The 26,542-nt window shown below is 57.1% G+C and carries 15 protein-coding genes, 2 tRNA genes, 4 rRNA genes and 1 pseudogene; 12 read left to right on the top strand and 10 right to left on the bottom strand.

The window, feature by feature from the left end:
- Nucleotides 1-264: 264 nt before the first annotated feature.
- From AC3Y64_RS00690 to AC3Y64_RS00675, 4 genes are read left to right on the top strand one after another with little or no spacing between them, the layout of a single operon-like run.
- Nucleotides 265-1,038, top strand: a complete 774-nt coding sequence (locus AC3Y64_RS00690; RefSeq protein ID WP_489986075.1) for a DUF3050 domain-containing protein — start codon at nt 265-267, stop codon at nt 1,036-1,038.
- Nucleotides 1,035-1,964: a diiron oxygenase gene (locus AC3Y64_RS00685; RefSeq protein WP_489986074.1), complete on the top strand. Its 930-nt coding sequence runs from the start codon at nt 1,035-1,037 to the stop codon at nt 1,962-1,964. The genes AC3Y64_RS00690 and AC3Y64_RS00685 overlap by 4 nt, the downstream gene beginning before the upstream one ends.
- A gap of 10 nt (nt 1,965-1,974) precedes the next feature.
- Complete coding sequence (locus AC3Y64_RS00680; RefSeq protein WP_489986073.1) at nt 1,975-5,367, top strand: non-ribosomal peptide synthetase; 3,393 nt, start codon at nt 1,975-1,977, stop codon at nt 5,365-5,367.
- A 22-nt stretch (nt 5,368-5,389) separates the two neighbouring features.
- Nucleotides 5,390-5,857, top strand: a complete 468-nt coding sequence (locus AC3Y64_RS00675) for an SRPBCC family protein (RefSeq protein ID WP_489986072.1) — start codon at nt 5,390-5,392, stop codon at nt 5,855-5,857.
- A gap of 136 nt (nt 5,858-5,993) precedes the next feature.
- Here the strand turns inward: AC3Y64_RS00675 and AC3Y64_RS00670 are convergent, their stop codons facing one another.
- Nucleotides 5,994-6,779: a methyl-accepting chemotaxis protein gene (locus tag AC3Y64_RS00670; RefSeq protein WP_371925705.1), complete on the bottom strand. Its 786-nt coding sequence runs from the start codon at nt 6,777-6,779 to the stop codon at nt 5,994-5,996.
- Nucleotides 6,780-6,848: 69 nt separating this feature from the next.
- Nucleotides 6,849-7,874: pseudogene (locus AC3Y64_RS00665) on the bottom strand (HAMP domain-containing protein); the annotation flags it as partial.
- A gap of 304 nt (nt 7,875-8,178) precedes the next feature.
- Between AC3Y64_RS00665 and AC3Y64_RS00660 the strand changes: the two are divergent.
- The 4 genes from AC3Y64_RS00660 to AC3Y64_RS00645 all read left to right on the top strand — a co-directional run bounded on the left by AC3Y64_RS00660 (nt 8,179) and on the right by AC3Y64_RS00645 (nt 13,530).
- Complete coding sequence (locus tag AC3Y64_RS00660; RefSeq protein ID WP_158959136.1) at nt 8,179-8,679, top strand: sigma-70 family RNA polymerase sigma factor; 501 nt, start codon at nt 8,179-8,181, stop codon at nt 8,677-8,679.
- Nucleotides 8,679-9,680, top strand: coding sequence for a FecR domain-containing protein (locus tag AC3Y64_RS00655; protein ID WP_489986071.1), 1,002 nt, complete (start codon nt 8,679-8,681; stop codon nt 9,678-9,680). Before AC3Y64_RS00660 ends, AC3Y64_RS00655 begins: the two co-directional genes overlap by 1 nt.
- A gap of 88 nt (nt 9,681-9,768) precedes the next feature.
- A complete protein-coding gene (locus tag AC3Y64_RS00650) occupies nt 9,769-12,273 on the top strand; it encodes a TonB-dependent siderophore receptor (RefSeq protein WP_489986070.1) in 2,505 nt (834 codons plus the stop codon).
- A 78-nt stretch (nt 12,274-12,351) separates the two neighbouring features.
- The gene (locus AC3Y64_RS00645) at nt 12,352-13,530 is read left to right on the top strand and encodes a PepSY-associated TM helix domain-containing protein (protein ID WP_489986069.1); all 1,179 of its coding nucleotides are present in this window, start codon (nt 12,352-12,354) and stop codon (nt 13,528-13,530) included.
- Between the two features lie 71 nt (nt 13,531-13,601).
- On the opposite strand, the gene rrf (AC3Y64_RS00640) is transcribed toward AC3Y64_RS00645, so the two are convergent.
- The 8 genes from rrf (AC3Y64_RS00640) to AC3Y64_RS00605 all read right to left on the bottom strand — a co-directional run bounded on the left by rrf (AC3Y64_RS00640) (nt 13,602) and on the right by AC3Y64_RS00605 (nt 22,035).
- Nucleotides 13,602-13,717, bottom strand: a 5S ribosomal RNA gene (gene rrf / locus AC3Y64_RS00640).
- Nucleotides 13,718-13,822: 105 nt separating this feature from the next.
- Nucleotides 13,823-13,938, bottom strand: a 5S ribosomal RNA gene (gene rrf / locus AC3Y64_RS00635).
- A gap of 151 nt (nt 13,939-14,089) precedes the next feature.
- Nucleotides 14,090-16,983 (bottom strand): 23S ribosomal RNA (locus tag AC3Y64_RS00630).
- 247 nt (nt 16,984-17,230) lie between these two features.
- Nucleotides 17,231-17,306 (bottom strand) — tRNA-Ala (locus AC3Y64_RS00625).
- Nucleotides 17,307-17,337: 31 nt separating this feature from the next.
- Nucleotides 17,338-17,414 (bottom strand) — tRNA-Ile (locus AC3Y64_RS00620).
- Between the two features lie 81 nt (nt 17,415-17,495).
- Nucleotides 17,496-19,032, bottom strand: a 16S ribosomal RNA gene (locus AC3Y64_RS00615).
- Together the 16S, 23S and 5S rRNA genes with 2 tRNA genes alongside form the textbook arrangement of a ribosomal RNA operon.
- Before the next feature lie 587 nt (nt 19,033-19,619).
- A complete protein-coding gene (locus AC3Y64_RS00610; protein WP_489986068.1) occupies nt 19,620-20,840 on the bottom strand; it encodes a CaiB/BaiF CoA transferase family protein in 1,221 nt (406 codons plus the stop codon).
- Between the two features lie 13 nt (nt 20,841-20,853).
- Entirely contained in the window at nt 20,854-22,035 is a 1,182-nt protein-coding gene (locus AC3Y64_RS00605) for an acyl-CoA dehydrogenase (RefSeq protein ID WP_489986067.1), read from the bottom strand.
- 158 nt (nt 22,036-22,193) lie between these two features.
- On the opposite strand from AC3Y64_RS00605, the gene AC3Y64_RS00600 reads away from it, so the two are divergent.
- From AC3Y64_RS00600 to AC3Y64_RS00585, 4 genes are all read left to right on the top strand, one after another.
- Nucleotides 22,194-23,093 (top strand): LysR family transcriptional regulator, encoded by a 900-nt coding sequence (locus AC3Y64_RS00600; protein ID WP_489986066.1) that lies wholly within the window; start codon nt 22,194-22,196, stop codon nt 23,091-23,093.
- 434 nt (nt 23,094-23,527) lie between these two features.
- The gene (locus AC3Y64_RS00595; RefSeq protein ID WP_095119609.1) at nt 23,528-24,649 is read left to right on the top strand and encodes a Re/Si-specific NAD(P)(+) transhydrogenase subunit alpha; all 1,122 of its coding nucleotides are present in this window, start codon (nt 23,528-23,530) and stop codon (nt 24,647-24,649) included.
- Between the two features lie 15 nt (nt 24,650-24,664).
- Complete coding sequence (locus AC3Y64_RS00590; protein ID WP_003187417.1) at nt 24,665-24,985, top strand: NAD(P) transhydrogenase subunit alpha part 2; 321 nt, start codon at nt 24,665-24,667, stop codon at nt 24,983-24,985.
- Complete coding sequence (locus AC3Y64_RS00585; RefSeq protein WP_489986065.1) at nt 24,985-26,418, top strand: NAD(P)(+) transhydrogenase (Re/Si-specific) subunit beta; 1,434 nt, start codon at nt 24,985-24,987, stop codon at nt 26,416-26,418. Before AC3Y64_RS00590 ends, AC3Y64_RS00585 begins: the two co-directional genes overlap by 1 nt.
- Nucleotides 26,419-26,542 lie beyond the last annotated feature (124 nt).

Genomic DNA, 26,542 nt, shown 5'->3' with positions numbered 1-26,542 from the left:
ACTTGTTAATTACTGTTGCCCTGTATTAGTTTTTCCTCGCCGAGTTTGAACTTTGCACTTCAACCCGGATGCACCCAGCCCAACCCCCCGCAACAGCGGCGGATGGTAGTGGGGCCAAACCGTAAACGCCGAAACGCAATCTGACGCTTACTTATCTGCAAAGAAGCCTATTGTTCGCTGCTTGAAGACTATTAAGTCGCTAATACATTGATTGCGTAGTTGAAAGAGCCGTTCCATTTCATATCAATGATAAAGGACATCATGATGCCCAATAAGAACCAACTCGCCCTGAAAAAAGCTGAACTGAGTGTTCATCCGATCTTTTCCGAAATCAGTTCTTTATCGGTCTTGCAGCGTTTTATGGAAACCCATGTATTCGCCGTGTGGGATTTCATGTCGCTGACCAAACGCCTGCAACAGGAACTGACCTGCACACGATTGCCTTGGCTGCCACCGCGTGACCCACACGCCGCACGGCTGATCAATGAAATCGTGCTCGGTGAGGAGTCGGATGATCGCCTGACCGACGGCCACTACAGCCATTTCGAGTTGTACCTCGATGCGATGCGCGAAATCGGCGCGAGCACCACAGCCGTGGAACGCTTTGTAAACCTGCAACAGGAAGGCGTGAGCTATGACGTGGCCCTGCAAAGCGTCGAGATCGAACCGGCGGCGGCGCAGTTTGTTCGCGACACCTTGCGCATTGCCCTGCATGCCCCGGGACACAGCGTCGCGGCGGCGTTTCTGCATGGCCGCGAGAGCGTGATCCCGACCATGTTCCAGCGCATTCTCGATGACTGGGGCATCGGCATCGAGCAGGCACCGACCTTTCGCTATTACCTGGAACGGCACATCGAAGTCGACTCCGAGGACCACGGCCCGGCGGCGGAGCAATTGCTTGACCGTCTGGTCGACGGCGACCCGCAGCGTGAAGCCGAGGTCTACGCCAGCGCCATCGCCGCCGTCGAAAGCCGCATCGCCTTGTGGGACGGCCTGCGCCTGAGCATGCGCGAATCGTTGGCGGAGGTCGCCCAATGAACGCCGCCGACTATCAATCCTTTGCCGACGTCTGGGAGACCCGCGCCACCATCCGCACCCGTCCGCGTCGGGTGTTGGAAGACGATGAGCGGCTGATTTATCCGCTCAGTCGCCAACCGCTGGTGCTCAGCGAAACCTTTCTGCGCGAATGCCCGCAACAACGGGATTTCGCCTTGGTGCAGACGCTCTACAAGTTCATCAACGATGTGGTGATTTTCGAAACCGAGATCGTCGACAAGACCGCGCGCAGCATCGCCAAGAATCGCTTCGCCGTGGCCTTCCCGTTTGCCTGTCGTTACGACGCGATGACCGTGGTCGTCGATGAGGATTACCACGCCTTGGTGGCGATGGATTTCATGCAACAAACGGTGGCGATGACCGGCATCCAACCCATTCAGTTGCCGGACGAAATCGAGCTGAGCCGAGCGATTCCCGCTGCCGTGGCGCTGGCCCCGGAACACCTGCGCAGCGCCGTCGAACTGATCTGCGTGGCCATCGCCGAAAACACCGTGACCGGCGATGTCGCGGCGTTTGCCCGCGACGACACGGTCAAGCCATCAATCAAGGGCCTGATGGCAGATCACTTGCTCGACGAAGGTCGTCATTCGAGTTTCTGGGCGCGGATGGTGCGCATCTATTGGCACACCGCAAACGTGGCGGATCGCGAAACCATCGCGCAGATCCTGCCGGTGTTCATCGGCCACTACCTCACCAACGACATCCAGAAAGCCTTCGACCTGCGCCTGATCGACGCGCTACCGGTCAGCGAGACCACACGCCGTTCGCTCAGGGATGAAATGGCCGGGCTGGCATTCCCGATCAATCGCCATCACCCGCTGGTGGGCAACATCGTCAAGTTCTTCCACAACAGCTCGCTGCTCGACACACCGTGTGTGCAGCACGCCCTGCGCGACTACCTGGTTTGAGGAGGCCGACATGAAACGTCTCGACATTTTGCTGATTGGCGCCAGCCAGGCCATGACCGATCTGGCGCAGGAACTGGAACAACACGGTCACTCATTGCAACGCAGCGCTGCGGGTGCATCGACGGTGGATCTGATCATCGACGATGGCTTCCTCGGCGCCGGCGATCGCTGCGCCATCCCGCACCTGCATTTGCGTCTGGGCGTCGGCGCGCACAGCGCAGCGGGTTTGCCGACACTCGATCTGCTGTGCTTTCTCGGCTCATCACTGATCAGTCGTGTGCCGATTGGCGCTGAACCGTCCGGCAACGGTCAGGCACTGCGTCAGCGGGTGCTGACGCATATCGTTGACGAAGTGGCGCTGCTGGTCAGCCGCTTCTCTCGCGATGCGGATTACTTTCAGCAGGCCGCAATGCTGAAAGCCCCGCATTTCGAGCGGATGGAAAACCTGCTGTTTCTCGACAGCCTGGCTTACGTCCATCGCCGCAACGACACCGCGAATGCGGCACTGCTGGAACAGGCGAAGGTTCCAGTCATTGAGCGTCTGCAAAAGAGCTTGATTCAACACGCGCAACGACCGGCGCTGCACCTCGCTGAGCAGTCGATCAGCTACGGCCAGTTGCACGCCCACAGCCGGGCGATTCAACAGCGTTTGCTGCCATTCCTTGAGCAGCATCCGCAGCCGTGGGTGGTCGGTATCTGCCTGCCGAAAAGTCCGGCGCTGTTCGCCTCGATTCTGGCGATTCTCGGCAGCGGTGCGGTGTACTTGCCGTTGGAGCCGAGCCATCCGCTGCAGCGCCAGCAATACATTCTGCAAAACGCCGGCGCCTTGTTGCTGCTGCACGATGGTGAGCATCCGCTCAGCGCAACGATGGCCGGGCTCGACGTCAGTCGCATCGACAGCGTCGAAGCCGATTTCGGCCAGCCGTTGATGCGCCAGCGTCCCGAACTTGAGGCGCCGTGCATGGCGCTCTACACCTCGGGCACCACCGGCCATCCCAAAGGTGTGTTGCTCAGTCAGGCTAACCTCGCGCACTTCACCGCGTGGTACGCCGAGTACGTGCAGTTGCACGCCGAGAGTCGGGTGTTGCAGTTTTCTTCGTTGAGCTTCGATTCATCGTTGATCGACATCTTCCCGACCTTACTGTCAGGCGCCGAACTGGTGGTGCCCGACGACACGCAACGGCGCGATCCGCTGCAACTGGTCGCACTGATCCGTCGTCGGCAACTCAGCCACGCGTTCCTGCCGCCGGCGCTGCTGAGCATCCTGCCGCTGGAACAACTGGAAGGTGTGCAAGTGATGACCGGCGGCGATGTCTGCGAGCCGTTCGTTATCGAGCAACTGACCCGCCAAGGCACGCTGCACAACCTGTACGGCCCGACCGAAGCCACGGTGCTGATCACCGCGCGTAAGCTCGAACCGGGTGACAGCAACCGCAGCCTCGGCGCGCCGATTGCCAACAGCCAGGTGCTGATTCTCGATGACGATTTGCAACCGGTGCCGGAAAACACCGTGGGCGAGTTGTTCATCGTCGGCCCGGGGGTTTGCCTCGGTTATCTGAACAATCCACAGCAGACCGCCGCACGTTATCTGACGCTGCAATTGCCCGACGGCCAAGCGCTGCGCGCCTACCGTAGCGGCGACATGGCCAAGTGGGGCGGGCACGGCATCGAGCTGTGCGGACGGCGCGACAATCAGGTGAAGATTCGCGGTTTCCGGGTCGAACCGGAAGAGATCGAACGCTGCCTGCGCGAGAGCCAGTTGTACCGTCAGGTCGCCGTGGTGATCGACAATCAGCGGCGGATTCTGGCGTTCCTCGCCCAACCACAATCGGCAACCGCCCGCGACGCCCTGAAGGCTCACGCCCGGCAGTTTTTGCCGGACTACATGCAACCCGTGGCATGGACCGAACTGGCGAGCATGCCTTTCGCGAGTAACGGCAAAGTCGACCGCAAGGCCCTGCTGGAATTGCCGGTGACCGTGCAGGACAGCGGCCCGAAGTGCCTGCCGGCGAATGCTGATGAGGCGCTGCTGCTGGAAATCTGGGCCGAGTTGCTGGAGCTGCCGGGCAGCGACATTTCCACCGACGAAAGCTTCTTCAATCTCGGTGGCCATTCGATTCTGCTGTCGCGGATGCTCCTGCGGCTGCGTGAGGAATTTGGCCGCAGCATTTCGATCAACCGCTTCATCGAACTGCCGACCATCATCAAGCTCGCAACGTTGGTGCGCGGTACTGATGACAGCGCCGTGCTCAGCACTCAAGCCATGGCCGACGCCGAGCGCTCGCTGGACATCGAACCGCTGCCGATCAGTCGCATGGGTGATGTGCACAAGGTCATCGTCACCGGCGCCAACAGTTTTGTCGGTGTGCATATCGTCGAGGCATTGCTCGGTTGGGGCGCCAGCGAAGTCGCGTGTCTGGTGCGTGATGGCGGCGGGCAAACGGCGGCGCAGCGCTTTGCCGAGTCACTGCGGCAGAACCGTCTGGAGCATCTGGATTTGAGTCGGGTGCGGGTTTACGCGGCAGATATTTCGCGTCCGCAGCTGGGCTTGAGCGACGACGATTATCAACGCCTGGATCGCGAGTTCGGCGCACTGGTGCACAACGCCGCCAACGTCAATCACGTGCTCGATTACGAGTCACTGGCAGCGGACAACGTCGAGCCGATTTTCGCCCTGCTGCGCCTGTGTGAAGGGCAGTGCAAAAAGGTCTTCAATTTTGTCTCGACACTGTCGGCTTCCAGCACAGTCGATGCCGATGGCCGGGTGCTGGAGTTGCCCGCCGCGCCGACTCCGCCGATCTACATTCGCAACGGCTACAACCTGTCGAAATGGGTTGGCGAACGCGTTCTGGAACGGGCTCGTGAGCGTGGCGTGCGGGTCAATTTGTATCGCCCCGGCAACATCAGTTTCAACAGTCTGAGCGGCGTTTGTCAGCCGCACAAAAACCGTTTGATGCTGATGCTCAAAGGCTCGATCCAGCTCGGTCAGGTTCCGGCTTTCGCACTGAACTTCGACCTGATGCCGGTGGACTTTCTCGCCCGTTTCATTGCCTTCCACGCCAGCCGTTATTCGCCCGACCGGGCGGTGTTCAACCTGCACAACCCCGAGCCATTGAGTTGGGACGCCTACGTCGCTTCGTTCCGCGAAACCGGCAGCGAGTTCTCGCTGGTCAGCGTCGCCGACTGGCAGCAGCAACTCGGGCGCGTCGATGCCGACAACGCGCTGTTCGGCGTGCTCGGTTTCTACCTCAACGGCTTCGAGGAAGACATCGGCGATATCTCCCTGATCGGTCATGCCAACGCCCAAGCCGGCGTGCAGCAAATGGGCGCGCACTACCCGCAGAAATCTCCGGCGCTACTGCGTCGCGGCTGCGATTACCTGAAAGAAATCAACTTCATCTGACTCAACAACAAGGAGCAACACCATGAGCACTCTGCAACCCGACACCCTGATCAAAAACCCGCAAGGCTATCACGTCGTTTCTTCGGTAGAGGTGCCGGCGGATGCGGCGCAAGTCTGGGCAGTGGTCGGCAATTTCGGCGGTTTCGACCGCTTCATTCCGGCGCTGTCGCACATCGAAATGACCGGTGAGGGCGTGTCCTCATTGCGCAAGAAGTTCTTCAAGGATGGCAACGTGGTCGTCGAGCAACTCAACTCCCGCGATGAGCAAGCGCGAAGCATGACCTGGACAACGATTTACAACACGTTGGGGGTGGCGAATCTGTGGGCGGCGATGGATGTGCAATCGCTGGACGCAGGCAAATCCCGGGCGACGTGGACGATCATTGCCGAGCCTGCTTCCGGCGGTGAGGAAGCGCTGCCGGGGTTCAAGGATTTTGTGCAGGGGTTTGCGGATGATGGGATGGGGAATGTGCTGAAGCTGTTTGTTTAAAGCTTAACGTCGGCGGTGTATGAACCACCGCTATCGCTGGCGAGCCAGCTCCCACAGGATTTTTGTCGAACACAACATTTGTGAACGACTCGGACCCTGTGGGAGCTGGCTTGCCAGCGATTGAACGATAACGCGGTCAGATTTTGAAACTGTCGACCAATTGCTTCAGACGATTAGCCTGCTGCGACAACGCATCACAATCCTTCAACGTTTCATTGAGGTTGGCCACGCTCTGCTGGTTCAGCATATTGATCTGGTTAACGTCGACGTTGAGGGTTTCCACCACGGCGGTCTGCTCTTCGGTAGCCGCTGCCACCGACTGGTTCATGCCATCGATTTCGCCGATGCGCTGGGTCACGCTGACCAGACGCAAACCGGCCTGATTGGCCACTTCCACGCTCTGCTCGCTGGACGCCTGACTGGCGTTCATCGTGCTCACCGCTTCACGCGAACCGACCTGCAGGGAAGTGATCATCTTGTGGATCTCTTCCGCCGATTCCTGGGTGCGATGGGCAAGGTTGCGCACCTCGTCCGCGACCACGGCAAAACCGCGACCCGCTTCACCGGCACGCGCCGCTTCAATCGCCGCGTTCAGTGCCAACAGGTTGGTCTGCTGCGAGATGCCTTTGATCACATCGAGGATGTGGCCGATGTTGTCGGTGCTGGCGTTCAGGGTTTCGATCTGCGTGCACGACAGGCTGATCTTCTGCGACAGCTCGGTCATCGCCTGGATGGTCTGCTCAACCACCTGACGACCGTCATCGGCCTGCTCGCTCGCGCCACTGGCGTGCTGCGAAGCATCGGCGGCGTTGCGGGCGATTTCCTGCGTGGCAGCGCCCAACTCGTTGATCGCCGCAGCGACACTGTTGGTGCGCGCGCTTTGCTCGTCAGAACCGACGATCGAAGCGTTGGACGACGCCATCACCCGTTGCGACAGGTCATGTACATGGCGAGTCGCCGAGGACACTTCGGAAATCGACGCGTGAATCCGTTCAACAAACTGGTTGAACGCACTGCCCAGCTCGCCGAATTCATCTTTGCTCTCAACCACCAGACGACGGGTCAGATCACCTTCGCCCTGAGCAATATCTTTCATCGCACGACCCATGGTAGTCAGCGGACGCATCAGCACGTTGATCAACAGGCTCAGCAGCAGGGCAATCGCACCGACAGCGACAAACATCGCGATCAGTGCCGAGGTGCGGAACTGGCTGAGTGCGGCGTAGGCTTTTTCGCGATCGATCGACAGACCGATGTACCACTGCGCATTCGGCAAGTCGCTGACCGGGGTGAACGACAGAATGCGCTCCTCGCCGTTGAGCAGCACATTCTGGTTGCCCTTTTCGATGCGCACGTTGCTGTTCGGGTAGATGTCCTTGAGGTTTTTCATCACCTGATCTTTGTCCGGGCTGACGATCACCTGACCGTCAGCGCTGACCAGGAACGCATGGCCGAGGCCACCGAAGTCCACCGAGTTGATGATCTTCACCAGGGTTTCCAGGCTCAGGTCACCGCCGACGACGCCGAGCAGTTCGCCGTTCTTTTTCACCGGCATGGCGATGGTCACCACCAAGCCACCGACGGCCGCCATGTATGGCGGCGTCAGCATGGTTTTATCAGCGGCGACGGCTTGTTTGTACCAAGGACGCTGACGCGGATCGTAGCCGTCCGGCATCTTCGCGTCAGGGCGCTGGGTGAACACACCGTTGGCCTGACCGACATAGGTGAACTGGAAGTTCGAGGTGAAAGCAGGTTGATCGACCAGGCTCGGGAAATCGGCGTCCTTGCCCTGATGGGCGACGTTTTGCGCGAGGTTCTCCAGCACCAGAATCCGCCCGCTCATCCAGTTCTGCACGCTGCTGGCGGTCAGATCACCGGCCTGCTGCACGGATGACTGGAGGTTCTGGCGAATGGTGTTTCGCTGCAGATAGTCGTTGTAGAGGGTGAACAGCGCGAACGCCAGGACCACGACGCCCGAGGCGGCCAACAGAATTTTATGGCTGAACTTGAGATTCATTTCATGGGACTTCTTATGCCAAAAGTGGGGATGCGTTCCGGATGCAACATTCCATGTACAGCGCAGGCAGCGTTCTTCTGGCCGCTCTACTTTGGTGCACGCATGTCTCACCAGTCTGTCGGCACGTGTGGGAGAAATCTTAGGGTCGCGCAGGAAATGGATGACACTCTTGGCCGATTCCCGCCGAACGGTGCGCCAGAGCGCTCGGCGCAGGATTTTATAAGACGGTTGTATGTGCGGCAGTTGCAAAATCTGTAACCCTTGATGACAATGCGACTAATTATCATTTGTGACCTTCGCGTTCATGTCCTCACCTGAGCTTGCAGTACAGGCGCTTTACAGTAGTCATCACGGCTGGCTAAACGCTTGGCTGCGCGCGCGGCTGGGCAATGCAGCGGATGCCGCAGACCTCGCCCAGGATACGTTCGTGCGTCTGCTGCAACGCACCGAACGCCTGGAACTCAAGGCGCCACGCGCCTTCCTGCGCACCGTCGCTCGCGGTCTGGTGATTGATCATTGGCGTCGCGAGGAAATCGAACGCGCCTATCTGGAAACCATTGCGCATCTACCCGAAGCCGAAACGCCGAGTGCCGAAGCCCGGGCACTGGTGATCGAGCTGCTGGAAAGCATCGCGCGCATGCTTGAAGGATTGAAGCCGAAAGTACGTCAGGCATTTCTTCTGGCGCAGTGCGAAGGTTTGACCCACAAACAGATCGCCGAACAGATGGGTTTGTCGCTGCGCTCGGTAGAACGCTACGTCGCCGATGCGCTGTATCACTGCTACGTGCTGCGGTACGCAAGCTGATGCCTGTGGATAACGTTTCTCTCGGACGTCGCGGCGAGCCGCAGCAGCAAGTGGTCAAACAAGCCATTCACTGGCTGCTGCGCTTGCGCAACAACCATGGCAATGCGCGGTTGAACCGCCAATGCGAGCAGTGGCGCGCCGAGCATCATGAACATGAATTGGCCTGGCAACGGGTGCAGTCGCTGCAAGCCGAGTTGAGCAGCAATCTGCGCGCGGTGCCCGGTGCACAAGTGGCGTTCAACACGCTGGAAAACAGCGCGCAGGGTTTGGGTCGGCGCCAGGCGTTGAAACTGTTGTCTGGCGCATTGCTGATGGGCTCCGCCGCATGGCTGGCCAAAGACACGGCTGCGTGGCAGCAATGGAGCGCCGATTACGCCACGGCAACCGGCGAGCGTCGCGGCTTCCAGCTACCGGACGGCACCCGTATCGAACTCAACACCGCCAGCGCCGTGGATCTGGATTACACCGCGCAGCAGCGGCTGATCCAACTGACCCGTGGCGAGATCATTGTCACCTGTGGCGGCGCTGATGAAGGCGCGGCTTTCGAACGACCGTTGCGCGTGCAGAGTCGCCACGGTGTCTACGAGCCGCAGGATGCGCGGTTCATCCTCCGCCAGGACCACGATTGCACGCGGCTCAGCGTCACCAGTGGGCGTGTGGCCATTCATTCCGCTGGTTCGACCATTGAAGCGCTGGCCGGGCAGAGTTATCTCATCGACCACCATCAGGTTCGCGTGGCGCCTGAACTGGATATGGATGCCGGCGCGTGGGTTGATGGCTTAATCGTCACCCGCAATATGCGCCTCGGTGATTTCCTCAGCGAAGTCGGACGCTATCGTCAGGGCTTTCTGACCTGCGCTTCGGACATTTCCGACTTGCGCCTGTCTGGCGTGTTCCGCCTCGAAGACACCGACAAGCTCCTGGCGATTCTGCCGCAGACCTTGCCGGTGCAATTGCGCTATCGCACCCGCTGGTGGGTGACCCTGGAACGTGTCGTCTGAAATTATTTTGGCGGGTTTTTGCAGACAGTCCGGCTTAGTCAGTAAGCACTTCAACTCAAGCGTTTGCGACTTCCTACGGAAACCTACAATGACTGTCCGCGCCACCTGTAAGAACTCTCCGAAATTCACCTGCGAATCGCGCCTGTTGCGCCATGCCATTAGAGCGGCGCTGTTATCGACCGCGCTCGGCGTGGCTGTATTGCCGAACCTGAGCGTCGCCGCCGGCACCGTAAACAGTGAGGTCGGCCATCGTTACAACATCGCCGCCGGCCCCTTGGGTGAAGCGCTGAATCAATTCGCGCGCCAGGCAGGCATCACCTTGGCGATGACACCGCAACAAACTCAGGGACGGCAATCGCCGGGCGTACAGGGTGAGTATTCGACTGATCAGGCGCTGAGTCACTTGCTCGGCGGTTCCGGACTGGAAGCGATCAGCCAGGATGGCAGCAGCTACACCCTGCGCCCGATCGCGGAAAGCGAAGCGCTGGCCCTGCCGACCACCGACATCAAAGGCTTCGCCCTCGGCAACGCGCTGGGCAGCATGGACGGCTACAACGCCACCCACAGCCAGATCGCCACCAAAACCAGTACCGCGCTGCTGGAAACTTCGCAGAGTGTGTCCGTGGTTACTCGCGAGCAAATGGACGACCAAGGCTCGCAGACCGTCTCGCAAGCAATGCGCTACACCCCCGGTGTGCTGACCAACCCGTACGGCGCGACTCATCGCTATGACTACGTGGCGATGCGCGGCTTCAACGACGGCTCGGTGGATAACATCTACCTCGACGGCCTCAAGTCGATGGGCGACAGCGGCACCTACAGCACCATGCAGGTCGATCCATATTTCCTCGAGCGTGTGGACATTCTCAAAGGCCCGTCGTCGGTACTGTACGGCCGCAGTTCACCGGGCGGTCTGGTGGCGCTGACCAGCAAAAAACCCTTGTACGAGGCTTACCATCAAGTGCAAGCCACGGTCGGCACGCAGGGTCAGCGCGGGGTCGGTTTTGACTTCAGCGGTCCGGTCGATGACGACAAACGCATTGCCTATCGTCTGACCGGATTAACCGATCAGTCCGACACGCAATTCGACCACAACAAGGAAAAGCGCTTCGCCCTGGCACCGACGCTGAGCATCGATTTCACTGAAGACACATCGCTGACTTTGCAGGCTTATCTGCAACACGATCCGGACGGTGGCTACCACGGCGGCGTGCCAGCCGATGGCACGATTCATCAGCGCAATGGCAACCGCATCTCCCCGCATTTCTTCGAAGGCGAGCCGGGGATCGACGGTTACTCGCGTGATCAGCAGTCGTTCGGTTATCAGTTTGAGCATCGTTTCAACGATGTCTTCACCGCGCGGCAGAACTTCCGCTACCTCGATTCCAAAGTGAATATGGATCAGGTCTACGCCTATGGCTGGACCACACCCACCAGCAATGAGTTGAACCGTTACTACACCGGTGGTGACGAGCGCCTGCATGCGTTCATTGTCGACAACATGCTTCAGGCTGAATTCTTCACGGGTGCGACCAAGCACACGGTGTTGATGGGCGCGGATTATCAGCGGCGCAAAACCGTGGTCGACTGGACCAGTGGCGGGCTCGCACCGATCGATGCGTTCAATCCGGTGTACGGCAACTCGACGATCGATGTGTTCGGTGACACCAGTTACCTGCGTCGCCTGGAACAGACCGGGGTTTACCTGCAAGACCTGATCGAGATGGACAAGTGGCGCTTTTCGCTGGGCCTGCGTCAGGACTGGGTCGAAACCTCCGACGAAAACCGCATCGCCGAAGCAGAGCGTCCGGAGGGGACAGAGATCAACGACCGCCGCACCAAGCTCACTGGCCGTGCCGGCGCGTTGTACCTGTTTGATAACGGTCTCGCGCCGTATGTCAGCTACTCGGAATCGTTTAACCCGAATTCCTATGCCGACAGCGCCGGTAATCCGCTGGCACCTACCGACGGTACGCAGTGGGAAGTCGGTTTGAAGTATCAGCCACCGGGCACTGACAATCTGTTCACCGCATCGCTGTTCCGCATTGATCAGGAAAACCTGGCGACCAAGCTGCCGCAGGAAAACTTCTATCGCGCTGTAGGCGCTGTCCGCTCGCAAGGTCTGGAGTTGGAAGCGCACATGCAACTGACCGACAACCTTAAAGTCCTCGGCAGCTACACCTTCACCGACATCGAGTATTCGAAATCGATGGTCAGCACGTTGAGCACGCCAACCGATGTGATCGAGAACAAGGGCAACTCGCCGACGCAGGCACCGCGACACATGGCGTCGTTGTGGGCGGACTACAAGTTCGACAGTGCGGCGCTCGACGGCCTGCGTCTGGGCGGTGGCGTGCGGTATGTCGGATACAGCTGGGCGGACGCGGAGAACACTTTGAAGGTGCCGTCCTACACCCTGTTCGACGCCTCGATTGGTTATGACTTGGGCAAGGTCGGGTTGAAGGGCGTTGACGTACGCCTGAACGCGAACAACCTGACCAACGAATCCTACGTGGCGTCCTGCGCCAGTCTGAACTTCTGCTACTTGGGCGAAGAACGCAACGTCGCGGCGACCGTCAGCTACCAGTTCTAAAACTTTTGTCCTGTGCATGAAAAAGCCAGCCCCTGATGTTTCAGGGGCTGGCTTTGTCGTTTCTGTGGAGAACTTTTAATGCGTGCGTTTCTGGTTTTATTACACCGCTATATTGGCTTGGCCACGGCGGTGTTTCTGCTGCTGGCCGGCGTCACCGGTAGCATCCTGGCGTTTAACCATGAGCTGGATGAATGGTTGAATCCGCAGTTCTATTCAGCTTCTGCGCAGGGTTCGCGGCTGCCGCCGGGCGAGTTGGTTGAAGCGCTGCAAGCTGCCCATCCAAGGCTGCAGGTCTGGTACATGGAGTATCCGCATGAGGCGGGGCATACGGCGATGCTGGCAGCCGTGCCGCGCAATGATCCGGCAACGGGCAAGCCGTTTGCTGAACGTAATCAGGTGTTTTATCTGGATCCGGTGAACGCTGAACAGAAGGGGCAGCGTTACTGGGGGGAATGTTGTTTTCAGCGGGAAAACTTTGTCCCGTTTATTCTCGAGTTCCACTACAACCTGACATTGCCGGGCAACTGGGGGTTGTGGTTGATGGGCTTGGTGGCCATCGCCTGGGTGATCGATTGTTTCATCGCTCTGTGGCTGACGTTGCCGCGTGGCAAGCCGTTCTGGAAGAAGTGGTCGACGGCCTGGAAGATCAAGGGTGGGCATGCGTATCGGCTGAACTTCGACCTGCATCGTGCGGGGGGATTGTGGTTGTGGCTGTTGCTGCTGCCAATCGCTGTCAGCAGTGTAGCGATGAATTTGCCGAGTCAGGTGTTCAAGCCTGCGGTGTCATTGTTTTCGCCGATCGAGCCAAGCGTCTACGAAGCACGAGGGCGAATGCCTGTTAGTGAGCTAGGGGTAACGCATTTGAGTTACCAGCAGGCATACGAGAGGGCATTACAGGAGGGAAAAAGGTTAGGACTGACAGCTGGGATCGGGGAGTTGTACTACAGCTTTGAATACAACTTTTACGGTGCAGGATTTGGCCACCACGATACAGACGCTCATGGCAAATCCTGGTTGTTCTTTCATGGTACGGATGGACGATTGTTAGGGCAGGAGATCGCAGGACAGGGGACGTTAGGAGAGCAGTTTTATCGGTTGCAGTTACCGATACATGGTGGACGGATCATTGGGGTTACCGGGCAGGTGATGATCGCGGTACTAGGTCTTTTGATTGCGGGGTTGTCGGGGACTGGCGTCTATATCTGGTGGCGCAAATGGCTCGCACGGCGCAACAGTAAGGCACGTAAAGGGATTTGATGGCTGGTTTTACCTGCGCTGAAATGACAAAACCCCTGTCTGCGTTAACAGACAGGGGTTTCGGAATTCAATCTTGACGATGACCTACTCTCACATGGGGAAACCCCACACTACCATCGGCGATGCATCGTTTCACTACTGAGTTCGGGATGGGATCAGGTGGTTCCAACGCTCTATGGTCGTCAAGAAATTCTGTATCTGGCCCGTCAACACGGTAACAAGCCAGCAAAAACGGATGTTTCTACTAAAACAAAACCCCAACTGCTTTCGCAATTGGGGTTTCGGAATTTAATCTTGACGATGACCTACTCTCACATGGGGAAACCCCACACTACCATCGGCGATGCATCGTTTCACTGCTGAGTTCGGGATGGGATCAGGTGGTTCCAACGCTCTATGGTCGTCAAGAAATTCGGGTACTGAGTCGCGACCTGGTGGTCTCGCTTCAGCAAATTGGGTATGTGACAGCTTGGTGTTTTGTGAGAATTTCGAACTTTCGGTTCATTTCGTCTTCACACACCGCAATCTGGCTCTTAAGCGCAAATTGCTTGGGTGTTATATGGTCAAGCCTCACGGGCAATTAGTATTGGTTAGCTCAACGCCTCACAGCGCTTACACACCCAACCTATCAACGTCGTAGTCTTCGACGGCCCTTCAGGGAACTCAAGGTTCCAGTGAGATCTCATCTTGAGGCAAGTTTCCCGCTTAGATGCTTTCAGCGGTTATCTTTCCCGAACATAGCTACCCGGCAATGCCACTGGCGTGACAACCGGAACACCAGAGGTTCGTCCACTCCGGTCCTCTCGTACTAGGAGCAGCCCCTCTCAAATCTCAAACGTCCACGGCAGATAGGGACCGAACTGTCTCACGACGTTCTAAACCCAGCTCGCGTACCACTTTAAATGGCGAACAGCCATACCCTTGGGACCGGCTTCAGCCCCAGGATGTGATGAGCCGACATCGAGGTGCCAAACACCGCCGTCGATATGAACTCTTGGGCGGTATCAGCCTGTTATCCCCGGAGTACCTTTTATCCGTTGAGCGATGGCCCTTCCATACAGAACCACCGGATCACTAAGACCTACTTTCGTACCTGCTCGACGTGTCTGTCTCGCAGTCAAGCGCGCTTTTGCCTTTATACTCTACGACCGATTTCCGACCGGTCTGAGCGCACCTTCGTACTCCTCCGTTACTCTTTAGGAGGAGACCGCCCCAGTCAAACTACCCACCATACACTGTCCTCGATCCGGATAACGGACCTGAGTTAGAACCTCAAAGTTGCCAGGGTGGTATTTCAAGGATGGCTCCACGCGAACTGGCGTCCACGCTTCAAAGCCTCCCACCTATCCTACACAAGCAAATTCAAAGTCCAGTGCAAAGCTATAGTAAAGGTTCACGGGGTCTTTCCGTCTAGCCGCGGATACACTGCATCTTCACAGCGATTTCAATTTCACTGAGTCTCGGGTGGAGACAGCGCCGCCATCGTTACGCCATTCGTGCAGGTCGGAACTTACCCGACAAGGAATTTCGCTACCTTAGGACCGTTATAGTTACGGCCGCCGTTTACCGGGGCTTCGATCAAGAGCTTCGCGTTAGCTAACCCCATCAATTAACCTTCCGGCACCGGGCAGGCGTCACACCCTATACGTCCACTTTCGTGTTTGCAGAGTGCTGTGTTTTTAATAAACAGTCGCAGCGGCCTGGTATCTTCGACCGGCATGAGCTTACGGAGCAAGTCCTTCACCCTCACCGGCGCACCTTCTCCCGAAGTTACGGTGCCATTTTGCCTAGTTCCTTCACCCGAGTTCTCTCAAGCGCCTTGGTATTCTCTACCCAACCACCTGTGTCGGTTTGGGGTACGGTTCCTGGTTACCTGAAGCTTAGAAGCTTTTCTTGGAAGCATGGCATCAACCACTTCGTCACCCAAAGGGTAACTCGTCATCAGCTCTCGGCCTTAAGATCCCGGATTTACCTAAGATCTCAGCCTACCACCTTAAACTTGGACAACCAACGCCAAGCTGGCCTAGCCTTCTCCGTCCCTCCATCGCAATAACCAGAAGTACAGGAATATTAACCTGTTTTCCATCGACTACGCTTTTCAGCCTCGCCTTAGGGACCGACTAACCCTGCGTCGATTAACGTTGCGCAGGAAACCTTGGTCTTTCGGCGTGGGTGTTTTTCACACCCATTGTCGTTACTCATGTCAGCATTCGCACTTCTGATACCTCCAGCAAGCTTCTCAACTCACCTTCACAGGCTTACAGAACGCTCCTCTACCGCATCACCCGAAGGTGATACCCGTAGCTTCGGTGTATGGTTTGAGCCCCGTTACATCTTCCGCGCAGGCCGACTCGACTAGTGAGCTATTACGCTTTCTTTAAAGGGTGGCTGCTTCTAAGCCAACCTCCTAGCTGTCTAAGCCTTCCCACATCGTTTCCCACTTAACCATAACTTTGGGACCTTAGCTGACGGTCTGGGTTGTTTCCCTTTTCACGACGGACGTTAGCACCCGCCGTGTGTCTCCCATGCTCGGCACTTGTAGGTATTCGGAGTTTGCATCGGTTTGGTAAGTCGGGATGACCCCCTAGCCGAAACAGTGCTCTACCCCCTACAGTGATACATGAGGCGCTACCTAAATAGCTTTCGAGGAGAACCAGCTATCTCCGAGCTTGATTAGCCTTTCACTCCGATCCACAGGTCATCCGCTAACTTTTCAACGGTAGTCGGTTCGGTCCTCCAGTTAGTGTTACCCAACCTTCAACCTGCCCATGGATAGATCGCCCGGTTTCGGGTCTATTCCCAGCGACTAGACGCCCTATTAAGACTCGCTTTCGCTACGCCTCCCCTATTCGGTTAAGCTCGCCACTGAAAATAAGTCGCTGACCCATTATACAAAAGGTACGCAGTCACAGAACAAAGTCTGCTCCCACTGCTTGTACGCATACGGTTTCAGGATCTATTTCACTCCCCTCTCCGGGGTTCTTTTCGCCTTTCCCTCACGGTACTAGTTCACTATCGGTCAGTCAGTAGTATTTAGCCTTGGAGGATGGTCCCCCCATATTCAGACAAAGTTTCTCGTGCTCCGTCCTACTCGATTTCATGACTAAGAGATTTTCGCGTACAGGGCTATCACCCACTATGGCCGCACTTTCCAGAGCGTTCCGCTAATCTCAAAGCCACTTAAGGGCTAGTCCCCGTTCGCTCGCCACTACTAAGGGAATCTCGGTTGATTTCTTTTCCTCAGGGTACTTAGATGTTTCAGTTCCCCTGGTTCGCCTCTTGCACCTATGTATTCAGTACAAGATAACCATCTTATGATGGCTGGGTTCCCCCATTCAGACATCTCCGGATCAAAGTCTGTTTGCCGACTCCCCGAAGCTTTTCGCAGGCTACCACGTCTTTCATCGCCTCTGACTGCCAAGGCATCCACCGTATGCGCTTCTTCACTTGACCATATAACCCCAAGCAATCTGGTTATACTGTGAAGACGACATTCGCCGAAAATTCGAATTTCTCAACTAAGAGAACTCACAAATTTTACCTTAGCCTGATCCGTTACCAGTGAAAGTAACGTTCAGTCTATCTTTCTATCACATACCCAAATTTTTAAAGAACGAACTAGTCAAAGACTAGAAATCAACATTCACCATCATCACGATGGAATGCTCATTTCTAAGCTTTCAAACTTCAGAAGCAGTAGTGGTGGAGCCAAGCGGGATCGAACCGCTGACCTCCTGCGTGCAAGGCAGGCGCTCTCCCAGCTGAGCTATGGCCCCGTATTTTCTACAGGCGTTTCCCACACAAAATTGGTGGGTCTGGGCAGATTCGAACTGCCGACCTCACCCTTATCAGGGGTGCGCTCTAACCAACTGAGCTACAGACCCAATTTCGGGCTGCTTCTTTCGTCTTCTTCAATGAATCAAGCAATTCGTGTGGGAACTTATGGAGCAGCTGATGTCGTCGATTAAGGAGGTGATCCAGCCGCAGGTTCCCCTACGGCTACCTTGTTACGACTTCACCCCAGTCATGAATCACACCGTGGTAACCGTCCTCCCGAAGGTTAGACTAGCTACTTCTGGTGCAACCCACTCCCATGGTGTGACGGGCGGTGTGTACAAGGCCCGGGAACGTATTCACCGTGACATTCTGATTCACGATTACTAGCGATTCCGACTTCACGCAGTCGAGTTGCAGACTGCGATCCGGACTACGATCGGTTTTATGGGATTAGCTCCACCTCGCGGCTTGGCAACCCTTTGTACCGACCATTGTAGCACGTGTGTAGCCCAGGCCGTAAGGGCCATGATGACTTGACGTCATCCCCACCTTCCTCCGGTTTGTCACCGGCAGTCTCCTTAGAGTGCCCACCATTACGTGCTGGTAACTAAGGACAAGGGTTGCGCTCGTTACGGGACTTAACCCAACATCTCACGACACGAGCTGACGACAGCCATGCAGCACCTGTCTCAATGTTCCCGAAGGCACCAATCCATCTCTGGAAAGTTCATTGGATGTCAAGGCCTGGTAAGGTTCTTCGCGTTGCTTCGAATTAAACCACATGCTCCACCGCTTGTGCGGGCCCCCGTCAATTCATTTGAGTTTTAACCTTGCGGCCGTACTCCCCAGGCGGTCAACTTAATGCGTTAGCTGCGCCACTAAGAGCTCAAGGCTCCCAACGGCTAGTTGACATCGTTTACGGCGTGGACTACCAGGGTATCTAATCCTGTTTGCTCCCCACGCTTTCGCACCTCAGTGTCAGTATCAGTCCAGGTGGTCGCCTTCGCCACTGGTGTTCCTTCCTATATCTACGCATTTCACCGCTACACAGGAAATTCCACCACCCTCTACCATACTCTAGCTCGCCAGTTTTGGATGCAGTTCCCAGGTTGAGCCCGGGGATTTCACATTCAACTTAACGAACCACCTACGCGCGCTTTACGCCCAGTAATTCCGATTAACGCTTGCACCCTCTGTATTACCGCGGCTGCTGGCACAGAGTTAGCCGGTGCTTATTCTGTCGGTAACGTCAAAACAGCAAAGTATTAATTTACTGCCCTTCCTCCCAACTTAAAGTGCTTTACAATCCGAAGACCTTCTTCACACACGCGGCATGGCTGGATCAGGCTTTCGCCCATTGTCCAATATTCCCCACTGCTGCCTCCCGTAGGAGTCTGGACCGTGTCTCAGTTCCAGTGTGACTGATCATCCTCTCAGACCAGTTACGGATCGTCGCCTTGGTGAGCCATTACCTCACCAACTAGCTAATCCGACCTAGGCTCATCTGATAGCGCAAGGCCCGAAGGTCCCCTGCTTTCTCCCGTAGGACGTATGCGGTATTAGCGTTCCTTTCGAAACGTTGTCCCCCACTACCAGGCAGATTCCTAGGCATTACTCACCCGTCCGCCGCTGAATTCAGGAGCAAGCTCCTGTCATCCGCTCGACTTGCATGTGTTAGGCCTGCCGCCAGCGTTCAATCTGAGCCATGATCAAACTCTTCAGTTCAAACATCTTTGGGTTTTTAAGAAACCCTAAACTTGGCTCAGCAATCGTTGGTTACATCTTTGATTTCTCGCGGAGTAACTTGTGATGCTGATAATCTTGTTGACTATCAGTCTGACTCCACAAGCACCCACACGAATTGCTTGATTCAGTTGTTAAAGAGCGGTTGGTTAAGATCTTTCGTCTCAACCGAGGCGCGCATTCTACAGCAGCCTCATTTGCTGTCAAGTGATTATTTTCAGAAGTTTTCGAAGAATTCTTCAACAACTTCAACCACTTGCGCTTCAGATCTCTCTGCAGCGGGAGGCGAATTCTACAGCGTTACACGCTGCTGTCAACACCTCTTTTTCAACTTCCTTTCGGCTTCGATGAACTGAAGCAACCTGCTGCCGAAACCTACATAACTCATTGAATCTCAAGGAGTTTTCCGTTTCGACTGCGCCGGAAGTGGGGCGAATTATAGACATCTCAAATCTGCAGTCAACCGTTAATTTCGCTTTTCTTTCAATCACTTGCAGATCGGTTAAAAAACGACCAAATACACCTATATATAGGAGGCAACCGCTAGCTCTTCTATATAGAAGGGTTCTTCAGAGCACCCCTGCCGCCTTCAACTCAGCAACCGCACCCGCCCCGAGGCCCAGCACACTCTGCAGAACCTCCAGCGTATGCTCGCCTAATAGAGGAGGAGCGCGACGGTATTCAACCGGTGTCTGCGACATACGGATAGGACTGGCCACCTGAGGCACCATCCCCGCCAACGCATGCGGCAGCTCTATCGCCAGACCACGCGCCTTAACCTGCGGATCTTCAAACACCTGCGACAAATCATTGATCGGCCCACAAGGGACACCCGCCTGCTCCAACTCAGCAACCCACTCGGCCGTAGTCTTGAACACCGTCGCCTGCCGAATCAGCGGGATCAACACCGCCCGATTCGCCACTCGCAGCTTATTAGTGGCGAAGCGCGGATCATCAGCCCACTGCGGCTGCCCCGCCACTTCGGCAAACTTGCGGAACTGCCCGTCATTACCCACGGTGAGGATGAAATCACCATCAGCCGTAGGAAAGTCCTGATAAGGCACGATGTTCGGGTGGGCGTTGCCCAGGCGCTTAGGCGCATTGCCTGTAGTCAAATAATTCATCGCCTGGTTCGCCAGACACGCAACCTGCACATCCAGCAATGCCATATCGATGTGCTGCCCGCCGCCATCGTGATCGCGATGAGCCAACGCTGCCAGAATCGCCACCGTCGAATACAACCCGGTAAGAATGTCCGTCAACGCCACGCCTACCTTCACCGGCCCGGCACCCTCATCACCTTCAGGACGACCGGTGAGACTCATCAGTCCGCCCAACCCCTGGATCATGAAGTCGTAGCCGGCGCGCTTGGCATAAGGCCCGGTCTGACCGAAACCGGTAATTGAGCAGTAAATCAGATCAGGATTGATCGCCTTCAGCGATTCATAGTCCAGCCCATACGCCGCGAGACCACCGACCTTGAAGTTCTCGATGAGAATATCGGACTTCAAAGCTAGCTCCCGCACCAGCCTCTGCCCTTCAGGACGTGTGAAGTCGATGGTCACCGATTGCTTGTTGCGGTTGGCCGACAGGTAATAAGCCGCCTCAGAGGTGTTCTCGCCATAGGCGTCCTTGAGAAACGGCGGCCCCCAGGCGCGAGTGTCGTCACCATTGCCGGGGCGCTCGACCTTGATCACTTCGGCGCCAAGGTCGGCGAGGATCTGCCCGGCCCAAGGCCCGGCCAACACGCGCGATAAATCCAGTACCCGCAGATGCGACAGCGCGCCCATGGTCGCTCTCCTATTAATAGAACGCCTGCAGACCGGTTTGCGCCCGCCCGAGGATCAGCGCATGAACGTCGTGAGTGCCTTCATAGGTATTCACCACTTCCAGATTGACCAGGTGACGGGCCACACCGAACTCATCGGAGATGCCGTTGCCGCCGAGCATGTCGCGCGCCATACGGGCGATATCCAGCGACTTGCCGCAGGAGTTGCGCTTCATGATCGAAGTAATTTCGACCGCCGCTGTACCCTCATCCTTCATACGACCCAGGCGCAGGCAACCTTGCAGGGCCAGAGTGATTTCAGTCTGCATGTCGGCCAGCTTCTTCTGGACCAACTGAGTCGCGGCCAATGGGCGACCGAACTGTTGACGATCCAGAGTGTATTGGCGAGCGGTGTGCCAGCAGAACTCAGCGGCGCCCAATGCACCCCAAGAGATGCCATAGCGTGCAGAGTTAAGGCAGGTGAACGGGCCTTTCAAGCCACGGACGTCCGGGAAGATGTTCTCCTCCGGTACGAATACGTTGTCCATGACGATCTCACCGGTGATCGACGCACGCAGGCCGACCTTGCCGTGGATTGCCGGTGCACTCAGGCCTTTCCAACCTTTTTCCAGTACGAAGCCACGGATGTCGCCCGCATCGTCTTTGGCCCAGACCACGAACACATCGGCGATCGGGCTGTTGGTGATCCACATCTTCGCGCCGGTCAGGCTGTAGCCACCCTCGACTTTGCGTGCACGGGAGATCATCGCGCCCGGGTCGGAGCCGTGGTTTGGCTCGGTCAGACCGAAGCAGCCGATCCATTCGCCGGAAGCCAGTTTCGGCAGGTATTTCTGTTTCTGCGCTTCAGTGCCGAATTCGTTGATCGGCACCATCACCAGCGAGGACTGCACGCTCATCATCGAGCGATAGCCGGAGTCGACACGCTCCACTTCACGAGCAATCAGGCCGTAACTGACATAGTTGAGGCCGCTGCCGCCGTATTGCTCAGGGATGGTCGCACCTAACAGGCCGACTTCACCCATTTCGCGGAAGATTGCCGGATCCGTTTTTTCATGGCGGAAAGCTTCGAGAACACGCGGCGCGAGGCTCTGTTGAGCGAACTGCTCGGCGGTGTCGCGGATCATGCGCTCTTCTTCGGTGAGCTGTTGATCCAGCAGCAGGGGATCGATCCAGTTGAAGCTAGCTTTACCGCCCATGAGTGTGTCCTCGCAAATCGGGTGAATTAACGTGGCATTGATCCTAGGCGCGGTTCGCCGGCGCGGCAAACGAGGATTTCGCATTCTGTTGTGCTAATTTCTCACTCCGAAACGTCGCGAAATGCCTTTTATGCGACGCATTAGTGAGGTTGATGTACATGCGCAGGAAGATTCCCAGCACCACCGCCCTGATCAGCTTCGAAGCCGCCGCACGCCATGAGAGCTTTACCAGAGCCGCTGAAGAGCTTTCCCTCACCCAAGGCGCCATTTGCCGACAGATCGCCAGTCTTGAAGAGTTCCTCAGCGTGGAACTGTTCCGACGCTCGCGACGCGGAGTGAAACTGACCGAGGCAGGGCTTTCCTACAGCCGCCGAGTCGCCACGCAACTCGATGCGGTTGAGCGCGACACCCTCTCCGTGATGGGCCAACAAGGCACTAACGTGATCGAACTGGCGGTGGTGCCAACCTTCGGCACCCAATGGCTGCTGCCGCGCCTCAAGGATTTCCAGCTCAAGCACCCGGAAGTGACGGTCAACCTGACCAACCGCACCCGGCCCTTCTTGTTTGCCGATACTGAATTCGATGCAGCGATCTACTTTGGCGACGCCGATTGGTCCGGTACTGAATCCCACAGGCTGATGGGCGAAAATCCGATGCCAGTGTGCAGCCCTGCCCTACTGGGTAGAAAGACCCATCTGACTGCGGAAGCTATCGCTGAGCTACCGCTACTGCAGCAAACCACCCGCCCTTATGCCTGGCGCCAGTGGTTCAATTCGCAACACCTGAATATCCCCCGCGACATGACAGGTCCGCGCTACGAGCTATTCTCCATGCTCGCCCAAGCCGCCATGCACGACATGGGCATTGCGCTGATTCCACCGTTCTTGATTCAGCGTGAATTGGCAGAGAAACGCCTGGTGATTGCCAACCCGCAGGCACTCTCCAGCATCAAGGCCTATTACCTGATGATTCCCGAACGAAAGGTCGAATCAGCGTCATTAAAGGCATTTCGTGACTGGCTGGTAATTCAGGCGCAGAGCTACAGCCTAGAAGGATAAAGGCTTACAGCGATAACTAACCCCGTAGTCAGGAGAATCAAAGCCCTACAGATATAAGTAATTGTCGCAATTCGACAGACTGTATCCGAAAGTCGTACAGACGTCCCACAAGCGCCTGACGACGTGGCTTTGAGCCTTCATGGGCGACGCATTGCTGCCTATTCACGTCACCGATGAGAAATTTTTCCATAATCGGCCAGAATCCTTGCAAGGCACGGCCTGCAAGGGATTCAGCTGGCCATCTGCGACATTCGGTCACGGCATGACTTGTAGTTAATTTTCCGTCACCCGTCATAATCCCTTGAAGGGCATAAAGTTCGCCTGCAAAATGCCGCGCCCCGCCCTGATTTGGCGGGATCGTGCTGATCGGCCGCCCCAGTCGCACCATCCGTAGTGCATGGGTTTACTCAATAAGATCACGCAGGAGATTTGACGTGCACATTGGTGTTCCTCTCGAAACCCAGACCGGTGAAACACGGGTTGCTGCAACCCCGGAAACCATTAAAAAGCTGATCAGCCAAGGTCATAAGGTCACTGTGCAAACCGGCGCCGGCGTTAAAGCCAGCGTTGTCGACAGTGCCTATGAAGCGGCAGGCGCAACCATTGGCAGTGCCAATGACGCGTTTGGCGCCGAGCTGATTCTCAAAGTGGTCGCGCCAAGCGATGCCGAATTGACGCTGATCAAGCGCGGTACGGTGTTGGTCGGCATGCTCAACCCGTTCAACAACGAAACCATCGCGAAGATGGCCGAGTGTGGGATTACCGCGTTCGCCCTCGAAGCGGCGCCGCGCACCTCGCGCGCGCAGAGTCTCGATGTGTTGTCGTCGCAGGCGAACATTGCCGGCTATAAGGCTGTGTTGCTGGCCGCTCACCACTATCCGCGTTTCATGCCGATGCTGATGACCGCTGCGGGCACCGTGAAAGCGGCGCGCGTGCTGATTCTTGGCGCCGGTGTGGCCGGGTTGCAGGCGATTGCCACGGCGAAACGTCTGGGTGCGGTGATCGAAGCGTCCGACGTGCGTCCGGCGGTTAAAGAGCAGATCGAATCCCTCGGCGCCAAATTCGTCGACGTGCCTTACGAAACCGATGAAGAGCGCGAATGCGCCGTCGGTGTTGGCGGTTACGCGCGTCCAATGCCGGCCAGCTGGATGCAGCGTCAGGCGCAGGCCGTGCACGAACGCGCCAAACAGGCTGACATCGTCATCACCACCGCGCTGATTCCGGGCCGCAAGGCACCGACGCTGCTTAGCGCGGAAACCGTGGCGCAGATGAAACCGGGGTCGGTGGTCATCGACCTCGCGGCGGCTCAGGGTGGCAACTGCCCGCTGACCGTGGCTGATCAGGTCGTGATCGAAAATGGCGTGACCATTTGTGGCCCGACCAATCTGGCCGGCGAAGTCGCTGCAGACGCTTCGGCGCTGTACGCACGCAACCTGCTGGACTTCCTCAAGCTGGTGTTCACCAAAGAAGGCCAGTTCGACGTCAACCTCGAAGACGATATCGTCGCCGCGTGCCTGATGTGCCGCGACGGCCAAGTCATCCGCAAAAACGCCTAAGCAGGGATTCAGACGATGGAAGAGCTTATCTCCCCCGGTATCTACAACCTGATCATCTTCGTGCTGGCGATTTATGTCGGTTACCACGTGGTCTGGAACGTTACACCTGCGCTGCACACGCCATTGATGGCGGTGACCAACGCCATCTCCGCGATCGTAATCGTTGGCGCCATGCTGGCGGCCGCACTGACCGTTACACCGCTGGGCAAAACCATGGGCACCCTCGCCGTGGCATTGGCAGCGGTCAATGTGTTCGGTGGCTTCCTGGTCACCCGCCGCATGCTTGAGATGTTCAAGAAGAAAGCCCCGAAAGTAAAAGAAGAGGCGCCGAAGTAATGAGCATGAATCTCGTCACGACGCTCTACCTGATCGCGTCGATCTGCTTTATCCAGGCCCTTAAAGGCCTGTCGCACCCGACTACATCGCGGCGCGGCAATCTGTTTGGCATGCTCGGCATGGGGTTGGCGATCCTCACCACCGTCGGCCTCATCTATAAGCTCGGAGCTGAGCTGGCCACTGCCGGTATTGGTTACGTCATCGTTGGCCTGCTGGTAGGCGGCACCGCCGGTTCGATCATGGCCAAGCGCGTTGAAATGACCAAGATGCCGGAACTGGTCGCCTTCATGCACAGCATGATCGGTCTGGCGGCAGTGTTCATTGCTATCGCAGCGGTTGTTGAGCCGCAATCGCTGGGCATCGTTAAACAGCTGGGCGATTCGATCCCGGCGGGTAACCGTCTGGAGTTGTTCCTCGGTGCTGCCATTGGTGCAATCACCTTCTCCGGTTCGGTGATTGCGTTTGGCAAGCTGTCGGGCAAGTACAAGTTCCGCCTGTTCCAGGGCGCACCGGTACAGTTCACCGGTCAGCACAAGCTGAACGCCGTGCTGGGCCTGGCGACGCTGGCCCTCGGCCTGACCTTTATGTTCACCGGCAACCTCACCGCGTTCGCGCTGATGCTGGCGCTGGCGTTCGTGATGGGCGTGCTGATCATCATCCCGATCGGCGGTGCAGACATGCCGGTGGTGGTGTCGATGCTCAACAGCTATTCGGGCTGGGCGGCGGCGGGAATCGGCTTCTCGCTGAACAACTCGATGCTGATCATTGCCGGTTCGCTGGTGGGTTCGAGCGGTGCGATCCTCTCGTACATCATGTGCAAGGCGATGAACCGTTCCTTCTTTAATGTACTGCTCGGCGGTTTCGGCAATACGGCGGATGCAGGTCCTGCCGGTGCGAAAGAAGCCCGTCCGGTGAAATCCGGTTCGGCTGACGACGCAACCTTCCTGCTGACCAACGCTGACACCGTGATCATCGTGCCGGGTTACGGTCTGGCGGTAGCGCGTGCGCAGCATGCGCTGAAGGAATTGACCGAGAAGCTGACCCACCGTGGCGTGACCGTGAAATACGCGATTCACCCTGTGGCGGGCCGTATGCCGGGGCACATGAACGTTCTGCTCGCCGAGGCCGAAGTGCCTTACGACCAGGTGTTCGAGATGGAAGACATCAACTCCGAGTTCGGCCAGGCCGATGTGGTGCTGGTGCTCGGCGCAAACGACGTGGTCAACCCTGCCGCGAAGAACGATCCGAAATCGCCGATTGCCGGCATGCCGATTCTCGAAGCGTTCAAGGCCAAGACCATCATCGTCAACAAGCGCTCGATGGCCAGCGGCTATGCCGGTCTGGACAACGAACTGTTCTATCTGGACAAGACCATGATGGTTTTCGGCGACGCGAAGAAAGTCATCGAAGACATGGTTAAAGCGGTCGAATAATTCTCCTCGGCTGCACCGAACGCCCCGACTCGTCGGGGCGTTTTTGTTTGCGCAAAACGTCGGACAATTTGCCGCGTTGTTGCAGATCCGGTAACGGTGTTTTACTTGAAACCCGCTAAATAGA

Source organism: Pseudomonas sp. 4CAES_32.4 (assembly GCF_058136335.1).
This window is presented reverse-complemented; position numbering and strand designations above follow the sequence as displayed.

Bases quoted from the DNA above. Each gene is read 5' to 3' on its own strand.
- AC3Y64_RS00650 (WP_489986070.1), top strand. From the start codon at position 9,769: ATGACTGTCCGCGCCACCTGTAAGAACTCTCCGAAATTCACCTGCGAA.
- AC3Y64_RS00670 (WP_371925705.1), bottom strand. From the start codon at position 6,779: ATGGCGTCGTCCAACGCTTCGATCGTCGGTTCTGACGAGCAAAGCGCG.
- AC3Y64_RS00605 (WP_489986067.1), bottom strand. From the start codon at position 22,035: ATGGGCGGTAAAGCTAGCTTCAACTGGATCGATCCCCTGCTGCTGGAT.
- AC3Y64_RS00610 (WP_489986068.1), bottom strand. From the start codon at position 20,840: ATGGGCGCGCTGTCGCATCTGCGGGTACTGGATTTATCGCGCGTGTTG.
- AC3Y64_RS00585 (WP_489986065.1), top strand. From the start codon at position 24,985: ATGAGCATGAATCTCGTCACGACGCTCTACCTGATCGCGTCGATCTGC.
- AC3Y64_RS00590 (WP_003187417.1), top strand. From the start codon at position 24,665: ATGGAAGAGCTTATCTCCCCCGGTATCTACAACCTGATCATCTTCGTG.
- AC3Y64_RS00645 (WP_489986069.1), top strand. From the start codon at position 12,352: ATGCGTGCGTTTCTGGTTTTATTACACCGCTATATTGGCTTGGCCACG.
- AC3Y64_RS00675 (WP_489986072.1), top strand. From the start codon at position 5,390: ATGAGCACTCTGCAACCCGACACCCTGATCAAAAACCCGCAAGGCTAT.
- AC3Y64_RS00600 (WP_489986066.1), top strand. From the start codon at position 22,194: ATGCGCAGGAAGATTCCCAGCACCACCGCCCTGATCAGCTTCGAAGCC.
- AC3Y64_RS00680 (WP_489986073.1), top strand. From the start codon at position 1,975: ATGAAACGTCTCGACATTTTGCTGATTGGCGCCAGCCAGGCCATGACC.
- AC3Y64_RS00690 (WP_489986075.1), top strand. From the start codon at position 265: ATGCCCAATAAGAACCAACTCGCCCTGAAAAAAGCTGAACTGAGTGTT.
- AC3Y64_RS00685 (WP_489986074.1), top strand. From the start codon at position 1,035: ATGAACGCCGCCGACTATCAATCCTTTGCCGACGTCTGGGAGACCCGC.
- AC3Y64_RS00655 (WP_489986071.1), top strand. From the start codon at position 8,679: ATGCCTGTGGATAACGTTTCTCTCGGACGTCGCGGCGAGCCGCAGCAG.
- AC3Y64_RS00660 (WP_158959136.1), top strand. From the start codon at position 8,179: ATGTCCTCACCTGAGCTTGCAGTACAGGCGCTTTACAGTAGTCATCAC.